This is a genomic window from Parvibium lacunae (assembly GCF_003335215.1).
Classification (GTDB): domain Bacteria; phylum Pseudomonadota; class Gammaproteobacteria; order Burkholderiales; family Burkholderiaceae_D; genus Parvibium; species Parvibium lacunae.
The window spans coordinates 408286-427344 of the sequence record NZ_QPGB01000001.1; the positions used below are offsets into that span (position 1 = coordinate 408286).

Here is a 19059-nt window from a genome sequence, read left to right on the forward strand (position 1 = left end):
GCGCGGCTTATTTTTTTCTTTTTTTGGAGTCGTAACATCGCTACAGATAAGACACATCGCATTAACGGTGAAATTACCGGCACAGAAGTGCGATTGATTGGGGTAGACGGCGAACAGTTGGGAATCGTCCGTTTGGGTGACGCACGTCGTATGGCTGAAGAAGCCGACGTCGATTTGGTTGAGATCTCCGCTCAGGCCTCGCCGCCGGTGTGCCGTTTGATGGATTACGGCAAATTCAAGTACCAAGAGCAGAAAAAGGCGCACGAAGCCAAGCTCAAGCAAAAAGTCATCCAAGTGAAGGAAATTAAGTTCCGCCCTGGTACTGATGAAGGCGATTACCACACCAAAATTCGTGCCTTAACGCGGTTCCTGGAAGAGGGCGACAAAGCCAAGGTAACACTGCGCTTCCGTGGTCGTGAAATGGCGCACCAAGAACTAGGTATGCAGCTGCTGGAACGGGTTAAAGCGGATTTGCAGGAAATCAGCCAAGTGGAAGCCATGCCCAAGCTCGAAGGTCGGCAAATGGTGATGATGTTGGCACCGAAGAAGAAGAAATAATCTGTGTTATAATCATGGGCTTTTCGGGATTGATCAGCATGTTTGATCCCCTAAGCTGATTGTACGTTGAGGTTGACTCGATCAACCCACTGTTGTGATACAGAGTACGTCAGAAAACAAGTGCGGTCAGGTCAAAGAAGCGTTATGAGTTAGTACATAACCACCTGGATCAGCATCTAAAACTGGAGTTGTTGTATGCCAAAGATGAAAACCAAGAAAAGTGCAGCCAAGCGCTTTATCGTGCGTGCTGGCGGTACTGTCAAACGTGGCCAGGCTTTTAAACGCCACATCCTGACCAAGAAAACCACGAAAAACAAACGTCATCTGCGTGGAGCAGTGAACGTGCATGCGTCTGATTTAGGGCGGATTGCACAAATGATGCCTTTTGCTTAATTGCGGCATCACGTTATTTCGATTGTTTAAAATTTCAGGATATTAGGAGTTAATTATGCCTCGCGTAAAACGTGGTGTGACAGCAAGAGCCCGTCATAAAAAAGTCATCGACGCTGCTAAAGGTTATCGTGGTCGTCGTGGTAATGTATTCCGCATCGCTAAAGAAGCGGTCATGCGCGCTGGGCAATATGCCTACCGCGATCGTCGTAACAAAAAGCGCGTATTCCGCGCACTTTGGATTACCCGTATCAACGCCGGTGTGCGTGAGCTGGGTTTGACTTACAGCGTATTCATGAACGGTTTGCAAAAGCTGTCGATTGAGATCGACCGTAAAGTGTTGTCCGACATGGCCATTAACGACAAGCCCGCATTTGCGGCCATCGTTAATCAAGTGAAGGCCAGCCTCGCAGCAAACTAATTTAGCCGATCTCATCGGACTGGTGTGCCGCTGATAGTGGACACACAATAGCAAGGGCCTTCTCGTAAGGCCCTTATGCTTTTAAAAAGCCTTTTTTGGCGTTTGTTTTAAAACTCTTTATACATGCCTGTTTTCCTCGCCATAGCCAATATGCTGTGACGACTACTGCGGAATCGATATGGATATTCAACAACTTTACCAAGAAGCCGAGCAAGCCTTTGCCCAAGCGCAAGATGCCGCGACGTTGGAAAATGAAAAAGCCAAATTTTTAGGTAAAACCGGCAAGGTGACCGAGTTGCTGAAAGGCATGGCCAGCCTGAGTCACGAAGAAAAGAAAACCCAAGGTGCCGCCGTCAATGCCCTGAAAGGGCAAATTGAAGCCGCACTCAACGCCCGCCGCCAGGCATTGGCCGATGCGCAAATGCAAGCCCGTTTGAATGCCGAGGCGATTGATGTAACGCTCCCTGGTCGCGGGCGCACGCGCGGTGGCTTGCACCCAGCCACTCGGACCTTGGCGCGGATCGAACAACTCTTTGCCAGTATGGGTTTTGCGGTGGCCGATGGCCCAGAAATTGAAACCGACTGGTATAACTTCACGGCGCTGAACAATCCGCTGAATCACCCCGCCCGGTCGATGCAAGATACCTTCTACGTGGAAGATAAAGACAGCACCGGCTTGCCGCTGGTGCTGCGTACCCACACCAGCCCGATTCAAGTGCGCTACGCCAAACACCACCAGCCGCCGATCAAAGTCATCGCCCCGGGCCGCGTGTATCGCGTGGATAGCGATGCCACCCATACCCCCATGTTCCATCAGGTAGAAGGGCTGTGGATTGCTGAGGATGTAAGTTTTGCCGACCTCAAGGGCGTGATTACCGATTTCTTGCGCAACTTTTTTGAGTCCGATGATTTAGAAGTTCGTTTCCGTCCTTCTTTCTTTCCCTTTACTGAGCCGAGTGCAGAAATCGACATGAAATTTTCCACCGGCCCCAATAGGGGTAAATGGTTGGAAATTGCGGGTTCTGGTCAAGTACATCCGGAAGTGGTGCGCAATTATGGTCTGGACCCAGAGCGCTACATCGGCTTTGCCTTTGGGATTGGGCCAGATCGTTTGACCATGCTCCGCTATGGCATCAATGATTTGCGGATGTTTTATGACAATGACCTACGCTTCCTCAAGCAATTTGTCTAAATGCGAACTTGATCGTTGCCTCTATGCAGGTGGCCGTTGGAATAGTGAAAAAATCTCTGTGAGAAATTATGAAATTCTCTGAAAACTGGTTACGTACTTTTGTGAACCCCGCGCTTGATAATGCGCAGCTCACCCACCTGCTAACCATGGCGGGTTTGGAAGTGGAAGAAAATGATCCCGTCGCGCCCGCTTTCACGGGCGTGGTGGTTGCCGAAGTGCTAGAAGTCGCGCCCCATCCCAATGCCGATCGCTTGCGGGTGTGTAAAGTGAATGTTGGCCAAGCTGAGCCGCTGCAAATTGTCTGTGGCGCGCCGAATGTGGCGGTGGGGCTCAAGGTACCGTGCGCCACTATCGGTGCCAGTTTACCTGGCGGCATGGCGATTAAGCCTGTGACTATGCGTGGAGTGGATAGCCAAGGTATGTTGTGTTCCGCCAAGGAACTGGGCATTAGCGAAGAATCCAATGGTCTGCATATTCTCGTCGCCAGCGCCACTGCCGGGCAGGATATTCGCCAGGCTTTGGATTTAGATGATCGCCTCATCACCATCAAGCTCACGCCTAACAAAGCTGATTGCCTGAGCTTGCTCGGCGTGGCACGCGAAGTATCGGCGCTCACCGATACCCCCTTGAGCGCACCCGCCAATACTCCAGTGCCTAGCAATATGGCTGAAGTATTGCCCGTCAAGATTGAAGCACCCGATTTATGTGGCCGTTTTACGGGCCGCGTGCTGCGCGGGGTGAATGCTGCTGCGCCAACGCCGCAGTGGATGAAAGATCGCTTAGAACGCTGTGGTCAGCGTTCGATTTCCGCCTTGGTCGATATTTCCAATTACGTCATGTTGGAGCAAGGACGCCCGAATCATATTTTTGATCTGGATAAAGTCAGTGGTGGCCTCACTGTACGCTGGGCCAAAGCGGGTGAAACTCTCAAACTGCTGAATGAACAAACCATCGAACTCGCCGCGGATATTGGGGTGGTGGCCGATGCCAATGGCCCGGAAGCGATGGCAGGGATCATGGGCGGGGATGCGACGGCGGTCAGCACCGAGACCCGCAATATTTATCTCGAAGCCGCCTTCTGGTGGCCCGAAGCTATTGCCGGTAAAGCCCGCCGTTATAATTTCAGCACCGATGCCAGCCACCGCTTTGAGCGGGGGGTGGACTTTGCGACCAACGCCGAACATATCGAGCGCTTAACCCAATTGATTCTAGAAGTGTGCGGTGGCGTGAATGGTGAGCCAGTGCAAGTCGGCCCCATCGACGATCAAGCCGTGAACCTGCCCGCCCGCACACCCGTGAAGATGCGTGTGGCCCGCGCACAAAAAATCATTGGCGTGGCGATTCCTGAAAGCGAAATGGCAGCGATTTTTAAACGCCTGCAACTCAGTTTTACGCTGGAAGACGGCATGTTTACCGTAACCCCGCCTTCGTATCGCTTTGATATTGCGATTGAAGAGGACTTGGTTGAAGAAATCGCCCGCGTGTATGGCTTTGACAATATTCCCGCCAATCCGCCTGTCGCCCCTAGCAAAATGCTGCGTCAGCCTGAAGGCCAGCGTACTCTCAGTCAGTTGCGGCAATTGGTCGCCCAGGCCGATTACCAAGAGGTGATTAACTACAGCTTTGTCGAAGCCGAATGGGAAACCGATTTTGCGGCAAATAACAATCCGATCAAGTTGCTCAACCCTATCGCTAGCCAGCTCGCGGTGATGCGCAGTAATTTGGTCGGTAGCCTGCTGCAAACTCTGCGCTTTAACCTCAATCGCAAAGCCAGCCGCGTGCGCGTATTTGAAATTGGTCGCGTGTTCAAGCGCGATGCTGTTGTCGTGGATGGCCCTGCAACTGTCGCCGGGCTAGATCAGCCCTTGCATGTCGGTGGCTTAGCCTTTGGCCCCGCGCAGGAAGAGCAGTGGGGCACCCCCACCCGTGCCGTCGATTTTTACGATGTGAAGGCCGACCTCGAACTACTCTTCGCTCCCGCTGCCGTGCGCTGCATTGCGTTTAGTCCTGATGAGGCCCATCCCGCCTTGCACCCAGGGCGTTCGGCCAACATCGAAGTGAATGGCCGCGTGGTCGGTTGGCTGGGCGAATTGCATCCCCGCTGGCAACAAAAATACGATCTGCCCCAACAAGCCGCGCCGGTTCTATTTGAAATCGAGGCCGAGGCGCTGCGTCAGATTGCCGTGCCGGTATTCGCCGAAATCAGCCGCTTCCCGGCCGTCGTGCGTGACTTGGCAGTGGTGGTACCCATAGAAACCCCGGTACAGGTATTGCTAGATGTCGTCGCAACAGCGCGTAGCGAGAGTTCAGCGTTAGGCGTGTTGCAAGACGTGCGTTTGTTTGACGAATTTCGTTCAAAAGATCCCGCTAAGGGCTTGATGCAAAACGAAAAATCGCTTGCATTTCGCCTGACCTTGCAAGATACTGAGCAAACTTTAGATGATGCCGTCGTCGATGCTGCTATCACGCAAGTGACGCAACTCTGGACGCAGCACTGTGACGCACGTTTGCGCTAATTCATCCCTGGGGCTTGTCAACACGGCAGCCTTTAAGCGAACACTCCCGCAATGACAACATGAATACTGTATCTGAGGCCTCTGTGACAGAATTGGGCGATCTAAGCAACGCTGCCAATATGGCGACGTTGACCAAAGCCGAGTTGGCTGAAATGATCTTTGAACGGGTTGGATTAAACAAGCGAGAGGCCAAAGAAATCGTTGACCTTTTCTTTGATGAAATTCGAGATGCCCTCGTGCATGGAGACAGCGTTAAATTATCAGGTTTCGGTAATTTTATGCTGCGCGACAAACCCCAGCGGCCTGGCCGTAACCCAAAAACAGGCGAAATCATTCCGATTACCGCCCGTCGGGTTGTCACCTTTCATGCCAGCCAAAAACTCAAGGCCATGGTTGAAGTGACTGACGATAAAGCCTCGCGTCAGAGCTCAGTGCGCGCCAGTGCAGCGGAAACGCAAGCCCTCTACACCCCAGATTTTGCCTAAGCATAACAACCGATTATGGCCCGCGAAGAGACTCCCACTATTGAGCTACCTGCGATTCCAGCCAAACGTTATTTCACGATTGGCGAGGTCAGCGAGCTCTGTGCCGTTAAGCCACATGTACTGCGCTACTGGGAACAAGAATTTACCCAGCTTAAACCTGTCAAGCGGCGGGGTAACCGTCGCTATTACCAACACCATGAAGTGCTACTGATTCGCCGTATCCGCGAATTGCTTTATGAGCAAGGATTTACCATCAGTGGTGCGCGCAATAAACTCGAATTGCGCAATGACGCGATAGCAGCAACCCCGACAAGTGCCAGTCAAAAAGATCCGCTCTCGCCGATTGAAACTCGTTTACAACAAGCGGTAGTCGCTACGCCTGTTGAGTCGCTCCCGGCATACACTGACCTGCACGGCGTTCGACAACAATTGGAAATGGCCCTACATATTTTGCGCAGTTAATTTTTGCTGCGCGTTTAGTTGGCCTGTTTCACCATGATATAATTTGATTTCAGTCGGGGCGTAGCGCAGCCTGGTAGCGCACTTGCATGGGGTGCAAGGGGTCGGAAGTTCGAATCTTCTCGCCCCGACCAAAGAAAATCAACACATGATGCTCTTGAGTGATAAAGCCGTTTCTTTTGGAACGGCTTTTTGCTTTTTTACGCCGCATGACGCTATTGTTACCTCTTGTAGCTGGCCTGCACCGCGGAGCCCTTGTGATTTCTGTATAATTCGCTTTTGCGTCGAAAGGTGAATTATGCGCTTATTGCAAAAGGCCCTGACGTTCGATGACGTCCTCCTCGTTCCTGCCTATTCTGAAGTTCTCCCGCGTGACACGTCTCTCAAGACCAAACTCTCACGCAATATTGCCTTGAATATTCCGGTTGTGTCCGCTGCGATGGACACGGTGACAGAAAGCCGCCTCGCGATTGCGCTTGCGCAAGAGGGTGGGATTGGTATTGTGCACAAAAACCTCAGCGCCAAACAGCAAGCCGCTGAAGTGGCCAAGGTGAAACGCCACGAAGCCGGTGTGTTGCGTGACCCCGTCACCATCACCCCCGACATGAAAGTGCGTGATGCGATTGCCCTGCAACGCCAGCACGGCATTTCAGGCCTGCCCGTACTGCAAGGTAAAGAAGTGGTCGGGATTCTCACCAACCGCGACTTGCGCTTTGAAACCCGTTTAGATGAAGACGTGCGCAACGTCATGACCCCCCGTGACCGCTTGGTGACGGTTCGTGAAGGTGCCAACCCCGAAGAAGCCAAAGCCCTCATGCACCAACATCGCCTGGAGCGCGTGCTGGTGGTGAACGATGCCTTTGAGTTGCGCGGCCTCATTACCGTCAAAGACATTACCAAATCCACCGCCCACCCCAATGCTTGTAAAGACGAATTCGGCAAGTTGCGCGTCGGCGCTGCCGTTGGCGTAGGCGAGGGCACTGAAGAGCGTGTAGAGCTGCTGAATGCCGCTGGCGTGGATGTGATTGTGGTCGATACCGCGCACGGCCATTCCAAAGGCGTGCTGGACCGCGTGCGTTGGGTGAAAAAACACTTCCCGCATATTGAAGTGATTGGCGGCAACATTGCGACTGGCGATGCCGCCCGTGCGCTGCTCGAGCATGGCGCAGACGGTGTCAAGGTTGGGATTGGCCCCGGCTCGATTTGTACCACCCGTATCGTGGCTGGTGTGGGCGTGCCGCAGATTAGCGCGATTGCCAATGTGGCCAAAGCATTAGAAGGTACCGGGGTACCCCTGATTGCCGATGGCGGCATTCGTTATTCTGGCGATATTGCCAAAGCCCTCGCAGCCGGTGCCTATACCGTGATGATGGGCGGCATGTTTGCCGGGACCGAAGAAGCCCCCGGCGAAGTCATTCTGTACCAAGGCCGTTCGTATAAGTCATACCGTGGCATGGGTTCCGTGGGCGCGATGCAAGATGGCTCTGCCGACCGCTACTTCCAAGACAACAATCCCAACAACCCCAACAACGATAAATTCGTGCCCGAAGGCATCGAAGGCCGCGTGCCCTACAAAGGCTCCGTGCTGCAAATTATTTATCAGTTGGTCGGTGGGGTTAAATCATCCATGGGCTACTGCGGCTGCAAGAGCATTGATGAAATGCGCCAAAAAGCCGAGTTTGTTGAAATTACGGCGGCCGGTATGCGGGAATCGCACGTGCATGATGTGCAGATTACTAAAGAAGCCCCTAACTACCACGTCGAATAAAGTTTGTTAATTTGGGTGCTGCGCGGCGTTGCTTTCGCCTTGCTGTACTACCTGTACTATCTGCGGCTCAGCGCCTAGCGCAGCCTCCCAACTTAACAAGCTCCTTATATCCATCCAGCATCATCAGCATTTAAATTGATGATTTTTGATTGCTGTCCTTACTAATACAGCGTTTGCCATGTCCCACAACAAAATCCTCATTCTCGATTTCGGTTCTCAAGTCACTCAGCTCATCGCCCGCCGCGTGCGCGAAGCCAATGTGTTTTGCGAAGTGCATCCCTGCGATGTCACCGACGACTTTATTCGTGACTACGCCAAAGACGGCAGCCTCAAAGGCGTCATCCTCTCTGGCAGCCACATGTCAGCGTATGAAGAAAGTACCGATAAAGCGCCCGCCGCCGTGTTTGAGTTAGGCCTGCCCGTGCTCGGCATTTGTTATGGCATGCAAACCATGGCGCAGCAACTGGGCGGCAAGGTAGAGCCGGGCCAATCGCGTGAATTTGGCTACGCCGAAGTGCGGGCACATGGTCACACCGCGCTGCTCGAAGGCATTCAAGATGCTACCAATGCCGAAGGCCACGGCCTGCTCAAAGTGTGGATGAGCCATGGCGATAAAGTCACGCAACTCCCCGCTGGCTTTAAAGTCATGGCCTCTACGCCCGCGTGCCCCATTGCCGGTATGGCTGATGAAACCCGCAAGTTTTACGCCGTCCAGTTCCACCCCGAAGTCACCCACACTCAGCAAGGCGCGGCGATCCTCGAGCGCTTTGTCCTCAAAATCTGCGCTGCCAAAGCGGACTGGATCATGGGCGACTACATTGCCGAAGCCGTGGAAAAAATCCGCGCCCAAGTTGGTAAAGAAGAAGTCATCCTCGGTTTATCCGGTGGCGTGGATTCCAGCGTGGCTGCCGCGCTGATTCACCGCGCCATTGGCGATCAACTCACCTGTGTGTTCGTCGATCATGGCCTGCTGCGCCTGAACGAAGGCCAAATGGTGATGGACATGTTTGGCCGCAACTTTGGCATGAAAATCATCCACGTCGATGCCACCGACCAGTTCATGGGTAAGCTCGCCGGCGTGAGCGACCCCGAAGCCAAACGCAAAATTATTGGCAAAGAATTTGTCGAAGTGTTCCAAGCCGAATCCGGCAAACTCACCGCGGCTAAATGGCTCGCGCAAGGCACCATTTACCCAGATGTGATTGAATCCGCTGGCGCAAAATCCAAAAAAGCCACCACCATTAAAAGCCACCACAACGTCGGTGGCCTGCCCGATACGCTGCACCTCAAATTACTCGAGCCACTGCGCGAACTCTTCAAAGACGAAGTGCGCAAACTCGGCGTCGCGCTCGGCCTACCGCCCGAAATGGTTTATCGCCACCCATTCCCCGGCCCCGGCCTGGGCGTGCGGATTTTAGGTGAAGTTAAAAAAGACTACGCCGACCTGCTGCGCCGCGCCGATGCGATTTTTATTGAAGAGCTGCGCAACACCATCGACCCCGCCACCAACAAAAATTGGTACGACCTCACCAGCCAAGCCTTTGCCGTGTTCCTGCCCGTGAAATCGGTCGGCGTCATGGGCGATGGCCGCACCTACGAATACGTGGTCGCCCTGCGCGCCGTGCAAACGCAAGACTTCATGACCGCACACTGGGCACACCTGCCACATGAGCTGCTTGGCAAAGTCTCGAACCGTATCATTAACGAAGTGCGCGGCATCAACCGCGTTGTGTACGACATTTCAGGCAAGCCCCCCGCGACGATTGAGTGGGAGTGACGATTTTTAGAAAGTCTATGTAAATCAATAATTTACGAAGTCTTGGCGATGACGCGATTTGCATCGTCAACGAATTGTCCAGTTTCGTTAAGTACCTGTTTTGTATGGAGATTCTTGCTGCGGGAGCTTCATCAACTGTCGAGGAGTTGCGTTCCCAGCGTCGACTTTTGACGGTATTGGGGACGGTACAGAATCAGGGCTGACGGAGGTCATATTCACGTCAATTTTGAGCCCGAATTCTCCAGACACTGTCTAGAGAATTCCAATGGAGGCGCGTGCCACTTGCGATCCAAAGCAGGCCAGTTGACAAAATAACAGAGACTTTCGAGTCAAGCTTTCCACAACCCGAACAAGACTCCACTTGCCAGCGCGCCCAAGAAAGCGAAGCCGAGATAGGCAGCAAACACGCGCGCACGAGCCACTGCCCAAACGGCCATTGCAGCGGGCAGGGATGTGACGCCACCTGCGACCAAGAATGCCATGCTTGCGCCTGGCGAAAGACCTTGCCCCATCAAACCGCTGACCAAGGGCAATGCAGCATAGCCATTGAGATACGAAGGAATGCCCACCAAAGTGGCCAGCAAAACTGGCATGAAGCCCGTACCGCCAGCGACTTGTGCAATCAAATCGCGTGGCAGGTAAGCCACCATCAAACTTTCAAGTACGAAGGCCAGCAACAGCCATTTCACCAAAAACAGCGCGTTCGTTTTGAAACTGGCGAGCGCCGTGCTAAGTCGTGAAGAGTCCTTCCAGAAAGCCCAGACCACCGGCTTGGGTGTGCGGATTTTGGAGCCTGCGCAGCCACCGTTGCCCACACCATCTTTGAGCACATCAGTGATCCAGCCTTGGCGCGTGAGCATAAAAGCCCCCCAGCCGCCAAGCAAACCGATGCTAACGGCAATCATGGTTTTAGCCACCGCGAATTCCAGCCCCAAAGTTGCGCTCGTCATGATGAACATCGAGGGATCCATTAATGGTGAAGCCAGCCAAAACGCCATCACCGGCGCGAGTGGCACGCCCATGGCCAGCAACGCCACAATGATTGGGATCACCCCGCAGGAGCAAAATGGCGAGACTGCTCCCATCAGCGCCGCGCTCACCACGGCCAGCAAGGGTGGGCCGCTGAAGGCGCGCGAGATCAGGTTATCGACTCCGCTGGCTTTGGCGTACGCAGTGAGTCCCACTGATAGCAGCAGAAATCCAAAGGTATTGAGAGCCGCTTTGCTGACAAAAGCCAATGTAGCGGGCAGTTGCGGCTGATCCAGCGCGGCTAGAGCCAACAAAATCAAACCGATGGTGAGCCAAACGCGATCAAGGCGATAGGCCTTGAAGCCTTGATACAGGCGCTGCGAGCGGCTGGTGGTGATGGGGGGTGAGAGTGTTTTCATCATCTACCTTTCTAATAAAATAGAAAATAACAGGCAAAAAAAAGCAAACACGTTGGCGAGGAGAATCACGCTATCTCTGTTTGCTGGTTTAAATCGTTCCTATTCACCTGGCGCACCGCGTGATCGCTTTCTGAATTGCCAGCGCAGCATTCGTTAAGCAAAAATGCACTGAGGCGGCGTATATCTGCAAACTCAGCCCGACAAATCAGCTCGCGCCCTTGCCGCTCTTGAGAAACCAAACCCGCCGCCACCAAAGCGCTGATGTGATGCCCCAGCGTAGAGGGCGGAATGTCCATCAGGCGCTGCAGCCCCGTCACACTCAGGCATTCGTGCCCGCTGCGAAGCAGTACGCGAAACAGCTTCAAGCGCACCTCGCTGCCCAACGCAGCCAGCATTGGAGCGGCTTGGGCATCAGTGAGGCTGGGAGAGCATTTTGAGGGGATCATGCTTGCACTATAGCATTAAATTTCTATAATTCTAGAAAAATAATTATGTGGTTGCATTTGTGCAACACCTTCATTGGCCAGATTTCGCAGAGACAGCCTGCGAAATCCACTTGATGCGAGCGTGGGCGGCAAGCACGCTGGCGCTAACGGTAAAACTGACGGTATGGACGGCCTTGGACGATGCGTAACTATCGTCCAGCCGCACGCGACACGGTTCTACAGAATCCACGTTTTTGCTAGGGTTCACAATCGAGTGGGAGTGATCTCGCGTCTGACGGTGCTTGCCCAACAGGCACTAAAACACAGCTAAGCCCGCGATTTTGCGGGCTTTTTTGTTTAGAGGCTATTTGTTCTCTTCATCGGCTCATGCGGTATAGCACCCTGAGTTTAATATAACGTAACTTTGCACGATAACTACAATTGTGTTATCGTGCTAAAAATATGTTAAATAGGATATACCGTGCAAACTCTCGCGATTGCCGTTGCTCATTATCTCAACGAGGTTTTGGGGATTAGCGTGCCCGAACCCAAGCCGTGGGCCGGTGCCAATGCGCTTCCCTATTTTCTGAGAGACGCATTCGAGTTAGAAATGCTGGAAATACTGGGGCATAGCGTCGTTTTGGCAATAGGGCGCGGCGAGGTCAAGCAGTCCCTCAGCGAGGTCAGAAGCTGGTTAGGAAAAATCAACGCCCAGGCGGGCCAGCCTGTGGTCTACGTTACGCATGCATTAGCTTCTTATGAGCGTCGGCGTTTGATTGAGCAAAAAGTCCCATTCATTGTGCCGGGCAACCAGCTCTATCTGCCCGATCTGGGCTTAGACCTGCGTGAATACTTTCGTCAGCGTGCATCCGCCACGGAAGCGCCTCTGAGCCCAGCTGCGCAGGCCATACTCATCACCGCTTTGCTAAGCCAACCCTGGCAATCTGATTGGCAGCCTGCCAAGGTCGCAGCCGCCTTGGGCTACACGCCGATGACGCTCTCGCGTGCGGTTAGGGAACTGACTGCGGCTGGGCTGGCAGACGCATACACAGTCGGCCGCTCGCGCTGGCTGCGAATGGCGCTTCCACCTGAGCAAGTCTGGGAACGCGCAACGCCCCTACTGCGAACACCCGTCAAACGCACGGTCTGGGTGGCGGGTGATACGGTGCCTGCATACTTACCCCGCCGCATCGCTGGCGTGAGTGCGCTTGCGTCCTATTCCATGCTGGCCGAACCCAAGTTGCCGGTGTATGCGCTGTTCGTCAATGACTGGAAAGCCGCGACGGATGCTGGTGTGCGTGAGTTACCCGAACCCGAAGCCGGTGCCCAAGAGTGGCAACTATGGAGCTATAGCCCCGCGTTGTGGGCAGACGCCCATACGGTCGACCCACTCTCGCTAACGCTCAGCCTACGGGATAACATTGATGACCGTATCCAGCTTGCACTGGACGAGCTGAAAGGACAACTGCCATGGTGAGAGGGTTGGATATTTTTCAAAGGTCTTTCGCGGCATACGCCGATCAGTATGTTCTGATTGGTGGTACAGCCGCGAGCCTCACCATGGAAGAGGCCGGGCTAGCATTTCGTGCCACCAAAGACCTCGACATCGTCCTGCATGTGGAGGCGCTCACCCCAGCGTTTGGCGAGGCTTTCTGGAAATTCGTTGAGGAGGGTGGCTACGAAATCCGCCAAGCCAGCAATACCGGAAAGCCAATCTTCTACCGCTTTCAAAAGCCCGCTGATGCCCGCTACCCAGCTATGCTCGAGCTATTCGCTAGAGCGCCTGATGGGTTGCAACCGGCCATAAACAGTCGCCTCACCCCCATACCGCTAGACGAAGCCATCAGCAGCTTGTCCGCCATCTTGCTAGATAACAGCTACTACGCATTCATCATGGCTGGGCGCCGTGAAGTCAATGGCTTACCCTGGGTTGGCGAAGATCGGCTGATCCCACTCAAAGCCATCGCGTGGCTAGATTTGACTGCGCGAAAAGCGCAGGGTGCCAATGTGGACGCCAAGGACGTGCGTAAGCACCTCAACGATGTGCTGCGCCTGTCGCAGTTGCTCGCCCCCGCCACGCGCATTGCGCTCGACAAAAAGATGAGCGACGACATGACGCGGTTCCTTCTTGCCGTTGCTGCCGACCCCGCGATTGACCCGAAAACATTGGGGCTTGGCAACTCCGTCGCCGAGCTGGTCAGCCGTATCGCCCAAGCCTATGAGATTCAAATGCCTGCGCAGAAGGCGGAATAAAAAATGGGTGGTGCAGCCGCAGTAGTAGCGTTTTTTTATTGAATAGCTGCGTAATGCCTGTGTAGAACCCTCTCCCACAGGGAGGGGGGGGTAAAACGGAGATGACCGCACACTGGGTACACCTGCCGCATGAGCTGCTCGGCAAAGTCTCTAACCGTATCATTAACGAAGTACGCGGCATCAACCGCGTGGTGTACGACATTTCAGGCAAGCCCCCCGCGACGATTGAGTGGGAGTGAGCTGCGCCTCGTATGTTTATCTCGCCGATAATCAAACATATTTAAGCCCGTTTTAATGCGGGCTTTCTTGGTGATAGATCCTCGTATCTAACCAGTTATTTCAACATGCTATAAATTTTGGTTAACCAACCAATTACTTCATTAGACGTATCGCTCTGAGCAAGCCTGGCTACTGTCATTTTCCCGGCAGCATCGCGGTTGAGTCGCTTTTTGGCTTGACTAATTTTCTTATCTAGGCACTTGTTATCATTGGTTATTTCGGCCCATGCTCTTCCGGTACCAGATGCCGTATGTACCGCTTGGGCTACTATTTCAGGTACATCACATGTATCCGTGAACGTAACCACAATTCCGTTCATGCCTTCCCTTATCGCATCTGCATGAAGATAGTTCTCAAGTTCGCGCTTTGTCGTGAGAACAGCCCATGAGCGGTCACTTCGTTTGTTGACAGCATCGCATTCCTGTTGATATTTCGGTGGAGTGCCTTCATCCCTGTCGTATATGTGAACTTCTGGAATGCCTAGGTTGCGCAGGTAATGTTTGGCAACCCATTGCTTTAATGATCCTCCACCGAGGGGTACCAGTGCAACACGGCTGTCGCTAGTGAAATCTACGATATTGGGGAAATTAGGCTTGAGCATCGAACTTACACGCTCAAGGAATTCGATGTCATTCGTTCCTTCAACGAAAACTAAAACCTGAACTCTTCGATCTGGTAGAACGCCAAGCTCATTTGCTATTACGGTCAAATCGGTATCGCTGCAATGAGAAACGGCTGCTGTGCCGTCAGCTTGCTTGCGAACATATCGCAGACTGTCGCTTGGGAGGAGGCCAGCCAAGCCTGGCGTATGCGATGTGACCAACACTTGTGTATTCTCATCCGCCGCAAGGTCCTTGAGCGCCTGGACCAATAGTCGCTGGTTGTCAGGATGCTGCGAAGTCTCCGGTTCCTCAATGGCATAGATTACGTTCAAGGCTCCCTTCTCGGTGCGCCGCCGTTCTGCTTCAGCCCGGAAGAAATTCAACAGAATAAGACGCCGGACGCCGCTCCCTCGCTTGTTGATAGGGATGTCGTTGTCCCCCACCAGTCCGAATTTGAAAACATCCCATTTGGGGTCAGTCTTAAAAAATGGCTTCAGTTCGCTTGCCAAACGGCCATCCATTTCATTCAGCTTTGCCAGCGTTCGTTTCGCTACGTCCTCGGCTCGGGCTCGCACTGAATCTTCAATTCTTTTTAAATCGTCTGCCATTTCCTTCAATGCCTGAGTGATAGCAAACTTGAGCGGGCTCTGAACCTCCTCGTCTCCGTCTTGGCTTGGGCGGTCTGATTTGAAGAGCGCATACATTGGCAGTTGGGGCTTGAGCTGGTCCCAAACCTTTTTGGCATCGTCTTTGTCAAGTGGTAATAGCTTCCGCTCAAGCGTTAGTGGCTGGCAGGCCTCGCGAATTGCTTCCCTCATGCTGCCACTGATGCTTAGATTTACGGTGGTTTCGTCAATTCCTAATAACTTTACGCGAGACTTTAGATCGCTGATTTTCAAAGTGAGCAAATCAGCTACATTAGGGTTAGTAGGATGTAGTGCTGCAGCAAAAATTGATTCCTTTGGTGTTTTTGCTGACGAGTCCCATTCCTTGATGATTTCTAACTCACCATTTTCATTTAACAGATATTCGGCAGCGAGGCTAGTAGGAGCTGCTGCATCAATGATTATTGGATTTGATAGATTTGTGAATGTGCAACCGATGCGAATCGTAGTTTCAGTGCTGTGGACACAGACGTCGCTGCGTTCAGGTTTCACGTCATTCAAGAAGATATCAAGCGCTTCTAAAATTGTTGACTTACCTGCGTCATTTTTACCAATAAAAGCAGTGAGATCATCTATAGAGATTCGGGTCTTCTGATAATAGCCTCGAAAATTTTCAAGAATTACGGCTGAAAGTTTCAAAAGTTTTCCTGCCTCATTAGTTAGAAGATTTACTGTCTATTGCTAATTATTAAGTCATTATTAATGATACGACGTGATTATAAATTAAGCTAGTTAAAACAGATATCTTCAGTCCATCTATAAACCTCTCGAATAATCAATCTGGTATTTAGTCTGAATATCAACTTATGGATTTGCTTGAGAGTCTCTTCTAAATCAAACAGTTTTATCCGTATATTCACTCGGTTGTTTCATAACATTTTTCTCCACTAATCCAATTAATACGTTCTTATAACCCGTCTAACTTCTCACTCCTTGCTTGCAAGGCTTTGATTTAGAATCGTTCCGTTGCCTACACCACAACTAACTTGCAATAAGAGAACAAATGACAAACATCCGGCTCCCCCTTACAGCGTCTAAATCGTTTGTGTATGTGTGGTTGGGGCTGGGCCTAGCGCTGATTGCCGGTGGGGCTTGGTTATTCAGCGAGCACCATGCGCTGGCGCAGCTAACAACCCGCTTTGAAACCCAGCTCGCAGCGAGCGATGCCGCCCCTGTGGCTGACGGCAGCGGGTGTTTAAGCACCACTGCGGTGGATGAAACCTTATCCCGTTTGGGCGAGCTTAGCGCAAGCTTGGATCGTGTGGCCTTCGTGCCGTCTTGGTTGCTGGGTGGAGAGAAGCAGCGGGCGGTTGCGCTGGTGTCGGAAAAAGTGTTGCCCAAGCGCGTGTTTGCGGCGATGGCTTGCCAGCTGCAATTGCGCGAGCGTGCGATCTGGGCCATTCAGCTGACTACTGATGGGCCTGCCGACCCCGAAGCGATGGGCAAGCAGCTACGGGTAAACACACAAGCATTGGTGGCGCTAGAGGAGGCCGTGGCTAACTTGCAGCGTGCGGCTAACCATGCCGATTCGCCCGCCGTGCGTTTGCGTGCGCTTTATCAAGCGGCGCAATATCTGTGGTCTCGCCCTGTGTTGGGCAAAGCGGTTTCAAGTCAGCGGCTTCTCCTCCAGGCGCTAGATGAACGCGTCGTGCCATTGCCTGCTCGCGCTGGGCAAACCCGGCAGCAGGCTTCGGCGTGGATCAGCAAGGCGATTCCTCAATATGTAGCCGCTCTTCAAACTGAAGCCGCAAAGGGCGCGCCACTGTTGCAGTCTGTGGCGGCGATGGGGTCTACCGCGCCAGTCGATGCGCAGCATGTGACGGATTGGCTGACGGGGGTTGAACGCGATTGGTTGCAAGACGCCAAGAACACCAACCCCTGCGCTCGGCTGGATGGCGAGCTACGCCCGCTATTGCAGGCGCTGGTGCAAGTGCATGGATACCCCAGCGCGCTGGCGAATAGTTTGGATAGTCTGGGCCCTGCGCAATGTGTTGAACCCGTGTTAGCCCGCTTGCGCGGCATGCAGCTAGCACCGCAGGGGGCGCTGTTCGATTCAACTGCGCAAGGCTTGGCCTTTACGCCGTGGGTGAATGAGGAGCTGCAAGGCTTGCGGGCGCTGTGGGTGCAACCGTTTGTGTCCGCTGCGCATGCAGGACAGTCCGTTTCGTTTGCCTGCAACCCCGCCGCATCTAGCTGGCAGCCGGCCAACCTCGCGCAAGCGCAGCGCTATGTAAAAGCCTATCAGGCCTTTACAGCCTCGCCTACCCTAGCGCCGCCGGTAGGGGCTAAGTTCCCGCTGCCCCTGTATTTGCGTTTGGCGAAGTGGCATGTTGAAGCAGCCATGAACGCGAGTTTGAAGGCCGCGCAAATGCCTGTGGGCGATCAGTCGTTGTCCTTAGTTCCATCTCTAAATAAATCAATAGTGATGCCAGAGCGCGCTTTGGCGCAGCACAGTGCCGAATTTGCGCAGTCAACTGAAGATTGGTTGTCGTTGCTGGCTAGCTATCAGCAAATTGGTTTGGCGAAGAGTTACCAAGCGGTGGCGCACTGTGTGAGTAGCCGTGCGGTTGGGGCTTTGCAGCAGGTGTCGAGCTTGGCCGAGCAAAGCCGGTTGTACACACCGCGTTTTGTTGCTTCGGATCCAGATAGCTTAGGGTTCGATTGGCCTTCTGCAATATTGCAAGATCATCTGGAGCGAAACCGAGCGCGTGTGCAGGTGCTGGCGGGCTATGCCATGCCCTATGTGCATTGGCTGAATCATACCGACCAACAGACCCGTACGAGTGACCTGCGTGCCGCCTCGCTAGTATCGTATTGGTCAAATACCCTCAATGAATTGAACACCTATTTGCAAGCCACGGGGGAGGCGATTCAGCTCAACGCGCTTGAAGAAACCTTGCTACAAACGGATGCGCCCGGCCTTACCTTCAGTAACTGTCACCAGAAACTTGCAGACATGAAGCAGCCACCCTTTGACAATGATTTGTTCTCTGAGCGGCGGCAGAGCTTGATGAGCATGCTTTCATGGCGATGCGATGATCGACAGTCTGCGGTGGCACTTGAGGAATATCAAGCACTGGCTGCGCGTTTTAACAGCGAGCTGGCCGGGCGTTATCCATTTGCGGGCTTGGACGCGCGGGACGCTAACCCGGAGACGGTGCGCGCTTTCTTTGCCGATTACGCTGTGCAACGCGAAGTTCTCCGTGAAAAACTCTCAAGCCGTCAGGGTGATAAGTGGCGCGCTGCTTTAAGCTTTGTGGCGCAGCTTAATGCGGTGGCCGACTTCCTGCGCGGTGGGCAGTTAGTTGGCTCGTCCGTGTTGGTTAACGTTCAAGCGCAACCGCTACGAAACTCGCCGCAGAAAAATCTGATGCCCGGACATAATCAGTTAGTGAGCTGGGCATTAAGTACCAGTAGTAGCCAAATCGTCGCACCAAGTGGCGCAACCACGCAGCTTTACTGGGCGGTTGGGCAAGCCTTAACCTTTAATTTAACGTGGGCCGACCGCTCGCTGTGGCGCCCTGAGGGTGAGGCGAATACTGAGGGCATGCAGACGGAAGGCGTTGCCGCTAACTTTGACTTTAATGGCCCTTGGGCTATGCTGCGCTTACTTGAGCAGTGGGCCGCACGCCCAAGCAGCGGCGCACAGGGGCCATCGGCAAAGGCTTGGCCGATTGAGTTTCGTGTTCCAGTGCGTCGTGCAACCCCCACCAATGAAAGCACACAGCAAGGTGTGGCAACCCTCAGCTTCGACGTAACGCTGAGTACGACCGACCCGGTGACAGGGGCGGCTCAATCTCTGGGTGGGCCGGTTATTTTCCCGCGCAGTGCGCCGCAGAGTTGGTAATGGTGCGTTGGTGACGGTGCGTCGCCAGCAGGTT

The 19059-nt window shown here is 53.5% G+C and carries 16 protein-coding genes, 1 tRNA gene and 1 pseudogene; 15 read left to right on the forward strand and 3 right to left on the reverse strand.

Going from position 1 to position 19059, the window contains the following annotated elements; all coding sequences use genetic code 11:
• Nucleotides 1–9 precede the first annotated feature (9 nt).
• The 10 genes from infC (at nucleotide 10) to guaA (ending at nucleotide 9566) form a co-directional block, all read left to right on the forward strand.
• Nucleotides 10–558, forward strand: a complete 549-nt coding sequence (infC, locus tag DU000_RS01910; protein WP_240001787.1) for a translation initiation factor IF-3 — start codon at nucleotides 10–12, stop codon at nucleotides 556–558.
• A gap of 195 nt (nucleotides 559–753) precedes the next feature.
• Nucleotides 754–951 carry a 50S ribosomal protein L35 gene (gene rpmI, locus DU000_RS01915; RefSeq protein WP_114401659.1) on the forward strand — a complete coding sequence of 66 codons (198 nt, stop codon included), beginning with the start codon at nucleotides 754–756 and terminating at the stop codon, nucleotides 949–951.
• A gap of 55 nt (nucleotides 952–1006) precedes the next feature.
• Nucleotides 1007–1369, forward strand: a complete 363-nt coding sequence (gene rplT, locus DU000_RS01920) for a 50S ribosomal protein L20 (RefSeq protein ID WP_114401660.1) — start codon at nucleotides 1007–1009, stop codon at nucleotides 1367–1369.
• Between the two features lie 178 nt (nucleotides 1370–1547).
• Nucleotides 1548–2561, forward strand: coding sequence for a phenylalanine--tRNA ligase subunit alpha (gene pheS, locus DU000_RS01925; protein ID WP_114401661.1), 1014 nt, complete (start codon nucleotides 1548–1550; stop codon nucleotides 2559–2561).
• 68 nt (nucleotides 2562–2629) lie between these two features.
• On the forward strand, nucleotides 2630–5077 hold the full coding sequence (pheT, locus tag DU000_RS01930) for a phenylalanine--tRNA ligase subunit beta (RefSeq protein ID WP_114401662.1): 2448 nt from the start codon (nucleotides 2630–2632) through the stop codon (nucleotides 5075–5077).
• A 119-nt stretch (nucleotides 5078–5196) separates the two neighbouring features.
• Nucleotides 5197–5562, forward strand: coding sequence for an integration host factor subunit alpha (locus DU000_RS01935; protein ID WP_420812096.1), 366 nt, complete (start codon nucleotides 5197–5199; stop codon nucleotides 5560–5562).
• A gap of 15 nt (nucleotides 5563–5577) precedes the next feature.
• On the forward strand, nucleotides 5578–6024 hold the full coding sequence (locus DU000_RS01940) for a MerR family transcriptional regulator (RefSeq protein WP_114401664.1): 447 nt from the start codon (nucleotides 5578–5580) through the stop codon (nucleotides 6022–6024).
• Nucleotides 6025–6078: 54 nt separating this feature from the next.
• Nucleotides 6079–6155: transfer RNA gene (locus DU000_RS01945), tRNA-Pro, on the forward strand.
• Between the two features lie 164 nt (nucleotides 6156–6319).
• Entirely contained in the window at nucleotides 6320–7789 is a 1470-nt protein-coding gene (gene guaB, locus DU000_RS01950; protein WP_114401665.1) for an IMP dehydrogenase, read from the forward strand.
• Nucleotides 7790–7967: 178 nt separating this feature from the next.
• A complete protein-coding gene (gene guaA / locus DU000_RS01955; RefSeq protein ID WP_114401666.1) occupies nucleotides 7968–9566 on the forward strand; it encodes a glutamine-hydrolyzing GMP synthase in 1599 nt (532 codons plus the stop codon).
• A gap of 329 nt (nucleotides 9567–9895) precedes the next feature.
• Here guaA and DU000_RS01960 read toward each other — a convergent pair whose 3' ends face one another.
• The gene (locus DU000_RS01960) at nucleotides 9896–10957 is read right to left on the reverse strand and encodes a permease (RefSeq protein ID WP_205073997.1); all 1062 of its coding nucleotides are present in this window, start codon (nucleotides 10955–10957) and stop codon (nucleotides 9896–9898) included.
• Nucleotides 10958–11019: 62 nt separating this feature from the next.
• Nucleotides 11020–11400: an ArsR/SmtB family transcription factor gene (locus DU000_RS01965; protein ID WP_114401667.1), complete on the reverse strand. Its 381-nt coding sequence runs from the start codon at nucleotides 11398–11400 to the stop codon at nucleotides 11020–11022.
• A gap of 59 nt (nucleotides 11401–11459) precedes the next feature.
• On the opposite strand from DU000_RS01965, the gene DU000_RS13060 reads away from it, so the two are divergent.
• The 4 genes and pseudogenes from DU000_RS13060 to DU000_RS01980 all read left to right on the forward strand — a co-directional run.
• Nucleotides 11460–11588: a hypothetical protein gene (locus DU000_RS13060; protein ID WP_275667792.1), complete on the forward strand. Its 129-nt coding sequence runs from the start codon at nucleotides 11460–11462 to the stop codon at nucleotides 11586–11588.
• 272 nt (nucleotides 11589–11860) lie between these two features.
• Nucleotides 11861–12856, forward strand: a complete 996-nt coding sequence (locus DU000_RS01970) for a hypothetical protein (RefSeq protein ID WP_114401668.1) — start codon at nucleotides 11861–11863, stop codon at nucleotides 12854–12856.
• Nucleotides 12850–13632: a nucleotidyl transferase AbiEii/AbiGii toxin family protein gene (locus tag DU000_RS01975; RefSeq protein ID WP_114401669.1), complete on the forward strand. Its 783-nt coding sequence runs from the start codon at nucleotides 12850–12852 to the stop codon at nucleotides 13630–13632. Before DU000_RS01970 ends, DU000_RS01975 begins: the two co-directional genes overlap by 7 nt.
• 101 nt (nucleotides 13633–13733) lie before the next feature.
• Nucleotides 13734–13871 (forward strand): annotated as a pseudogene (locus tag DU000_RS01980) (GMP synthase (glutamine-hydrolyzing)); the annotation flags it as partial.
• Between the two features lie 95 nt (nucleotides 13872–13966).
• Here the strand turns inward: DU000_RS01980 and DU000_RS01985 are convergent.
• Nucleotides 13967–15817 carry an AAA family ATPase gene (locus DU000_RS01985; protein WP_114401670.1) on the reverse strand — a complete coding sequence of 617 codons (1851 nt, stop codon included), beginning with the start codon at nucleotides 15815–15817 and terminating at the stop codon, nucleotides 13967–13969.
• 364 nt (nucleotides 15818–16181) lie between these two features.
• Between DU000_RS01985 and DU000_RS01990 the strand changes: the two genes are divergently transcribed.
• On the forward strand, nucleotides 16182–19025 hold the full coding sequence (locus tag DU000_RS01990) for a hypothetical protein (protein ID WP_114401671.1): 2844 nt from the start codon (nucleotides 16182–16184) through the stop codon (nucleotides 19023–19025).
• Nucleotides 19026–19059: the final 34 nt, after the last annotated feature.

What these genes read in the sequence shown, in the direction of transcription:
- guaB (WP_114401665.1), top strand. Translation starts at nt 6,320, where the DNA reads ATGCGCTTATTGCAAAAGGCCCTGACGTTCGATGACGTCCTCCTCGTT.
- guaA (WP_114401666.1), top strand. Translation starts at nt 7,968, where the DNA reads ATGTCCCACAACAAAATCCTCATTCTCGATTTCGGTTCTCAAGTCACT.
- rpmI (WP_114401659.1), top strand. Translation starts at nt 754, where the DNA reads ATGCCAAAGATGAAAACCAAGAAAAGTGCAGCCAAGCGCTTTATCGTG.
- DU000_RS01975 (WP_114401669.1), top strand. Translation starts at nt 12,850, where the DNA reads ATGGTGAGAGGGTTGGATATTTTTCAAAGGTCTTTCGCGGCATACGCC.
- rplT (WP_114401660.1), top strand. Translation starts at nt 1,007, where the DNA reads ATGCCTCGCGTAAAACGTGGTGTGACAGCAAGAGCCCGTCATAAAAAA.
- DU000_RS01965 (WP_114401667.1), bottom strand. Translation starts at nt 11,400, where the DNA reads ATGATCCCCTCAAAATGCTCTCCCAGCCTCACTGATGCCCAAGCCGCT.
- DU000_RS01960 (WP_205073997.1), bottom strand. Translation starts at nt 10,957, where the DNA reads ATGATGAAAACACTCTCACCCCCCATCACCACCAGCCGCTCGCAGCGC.
- pheT (WP_114401662.1), top strand. Translation starts at nt 2,630, where the DNA reads ATGAAATTCTCTGAAAACTGGTTACGTACTTTTGTGAACCCCGCGCTT.
- DU000_RS01935 (WP_420812096.1), top strand. Translation starts at nt 5,197, where the DNA reads ATGGCGACGTTGACCAAAGCCGAGTTGGCTGAAATGATCTTTGAACGG.
- DU000_RS01940 (WP_114401664.1), top strand. Translation starts at nt 5,578, where the DNA reads ATGGCCCGCGAAGAGACTCCCACTATTGAGCTACCTGCGATTCCAGCC.
- pheS (WP_114401661.1), top strand. Translation starts at nt 1,548, where the DNA reads ATGGATATTCAACAACTTTACCAAGAAGCCGAGCAAGCCTTTGCCCAA.
- DU000_RS01990 (WP_114401671.1), top strand. Translation starts at nt 16,182, where the DNA reads ATGACAAACATCCGGCTCCCCCTTACAGCGTCTAAATCGTTTGTGTAT.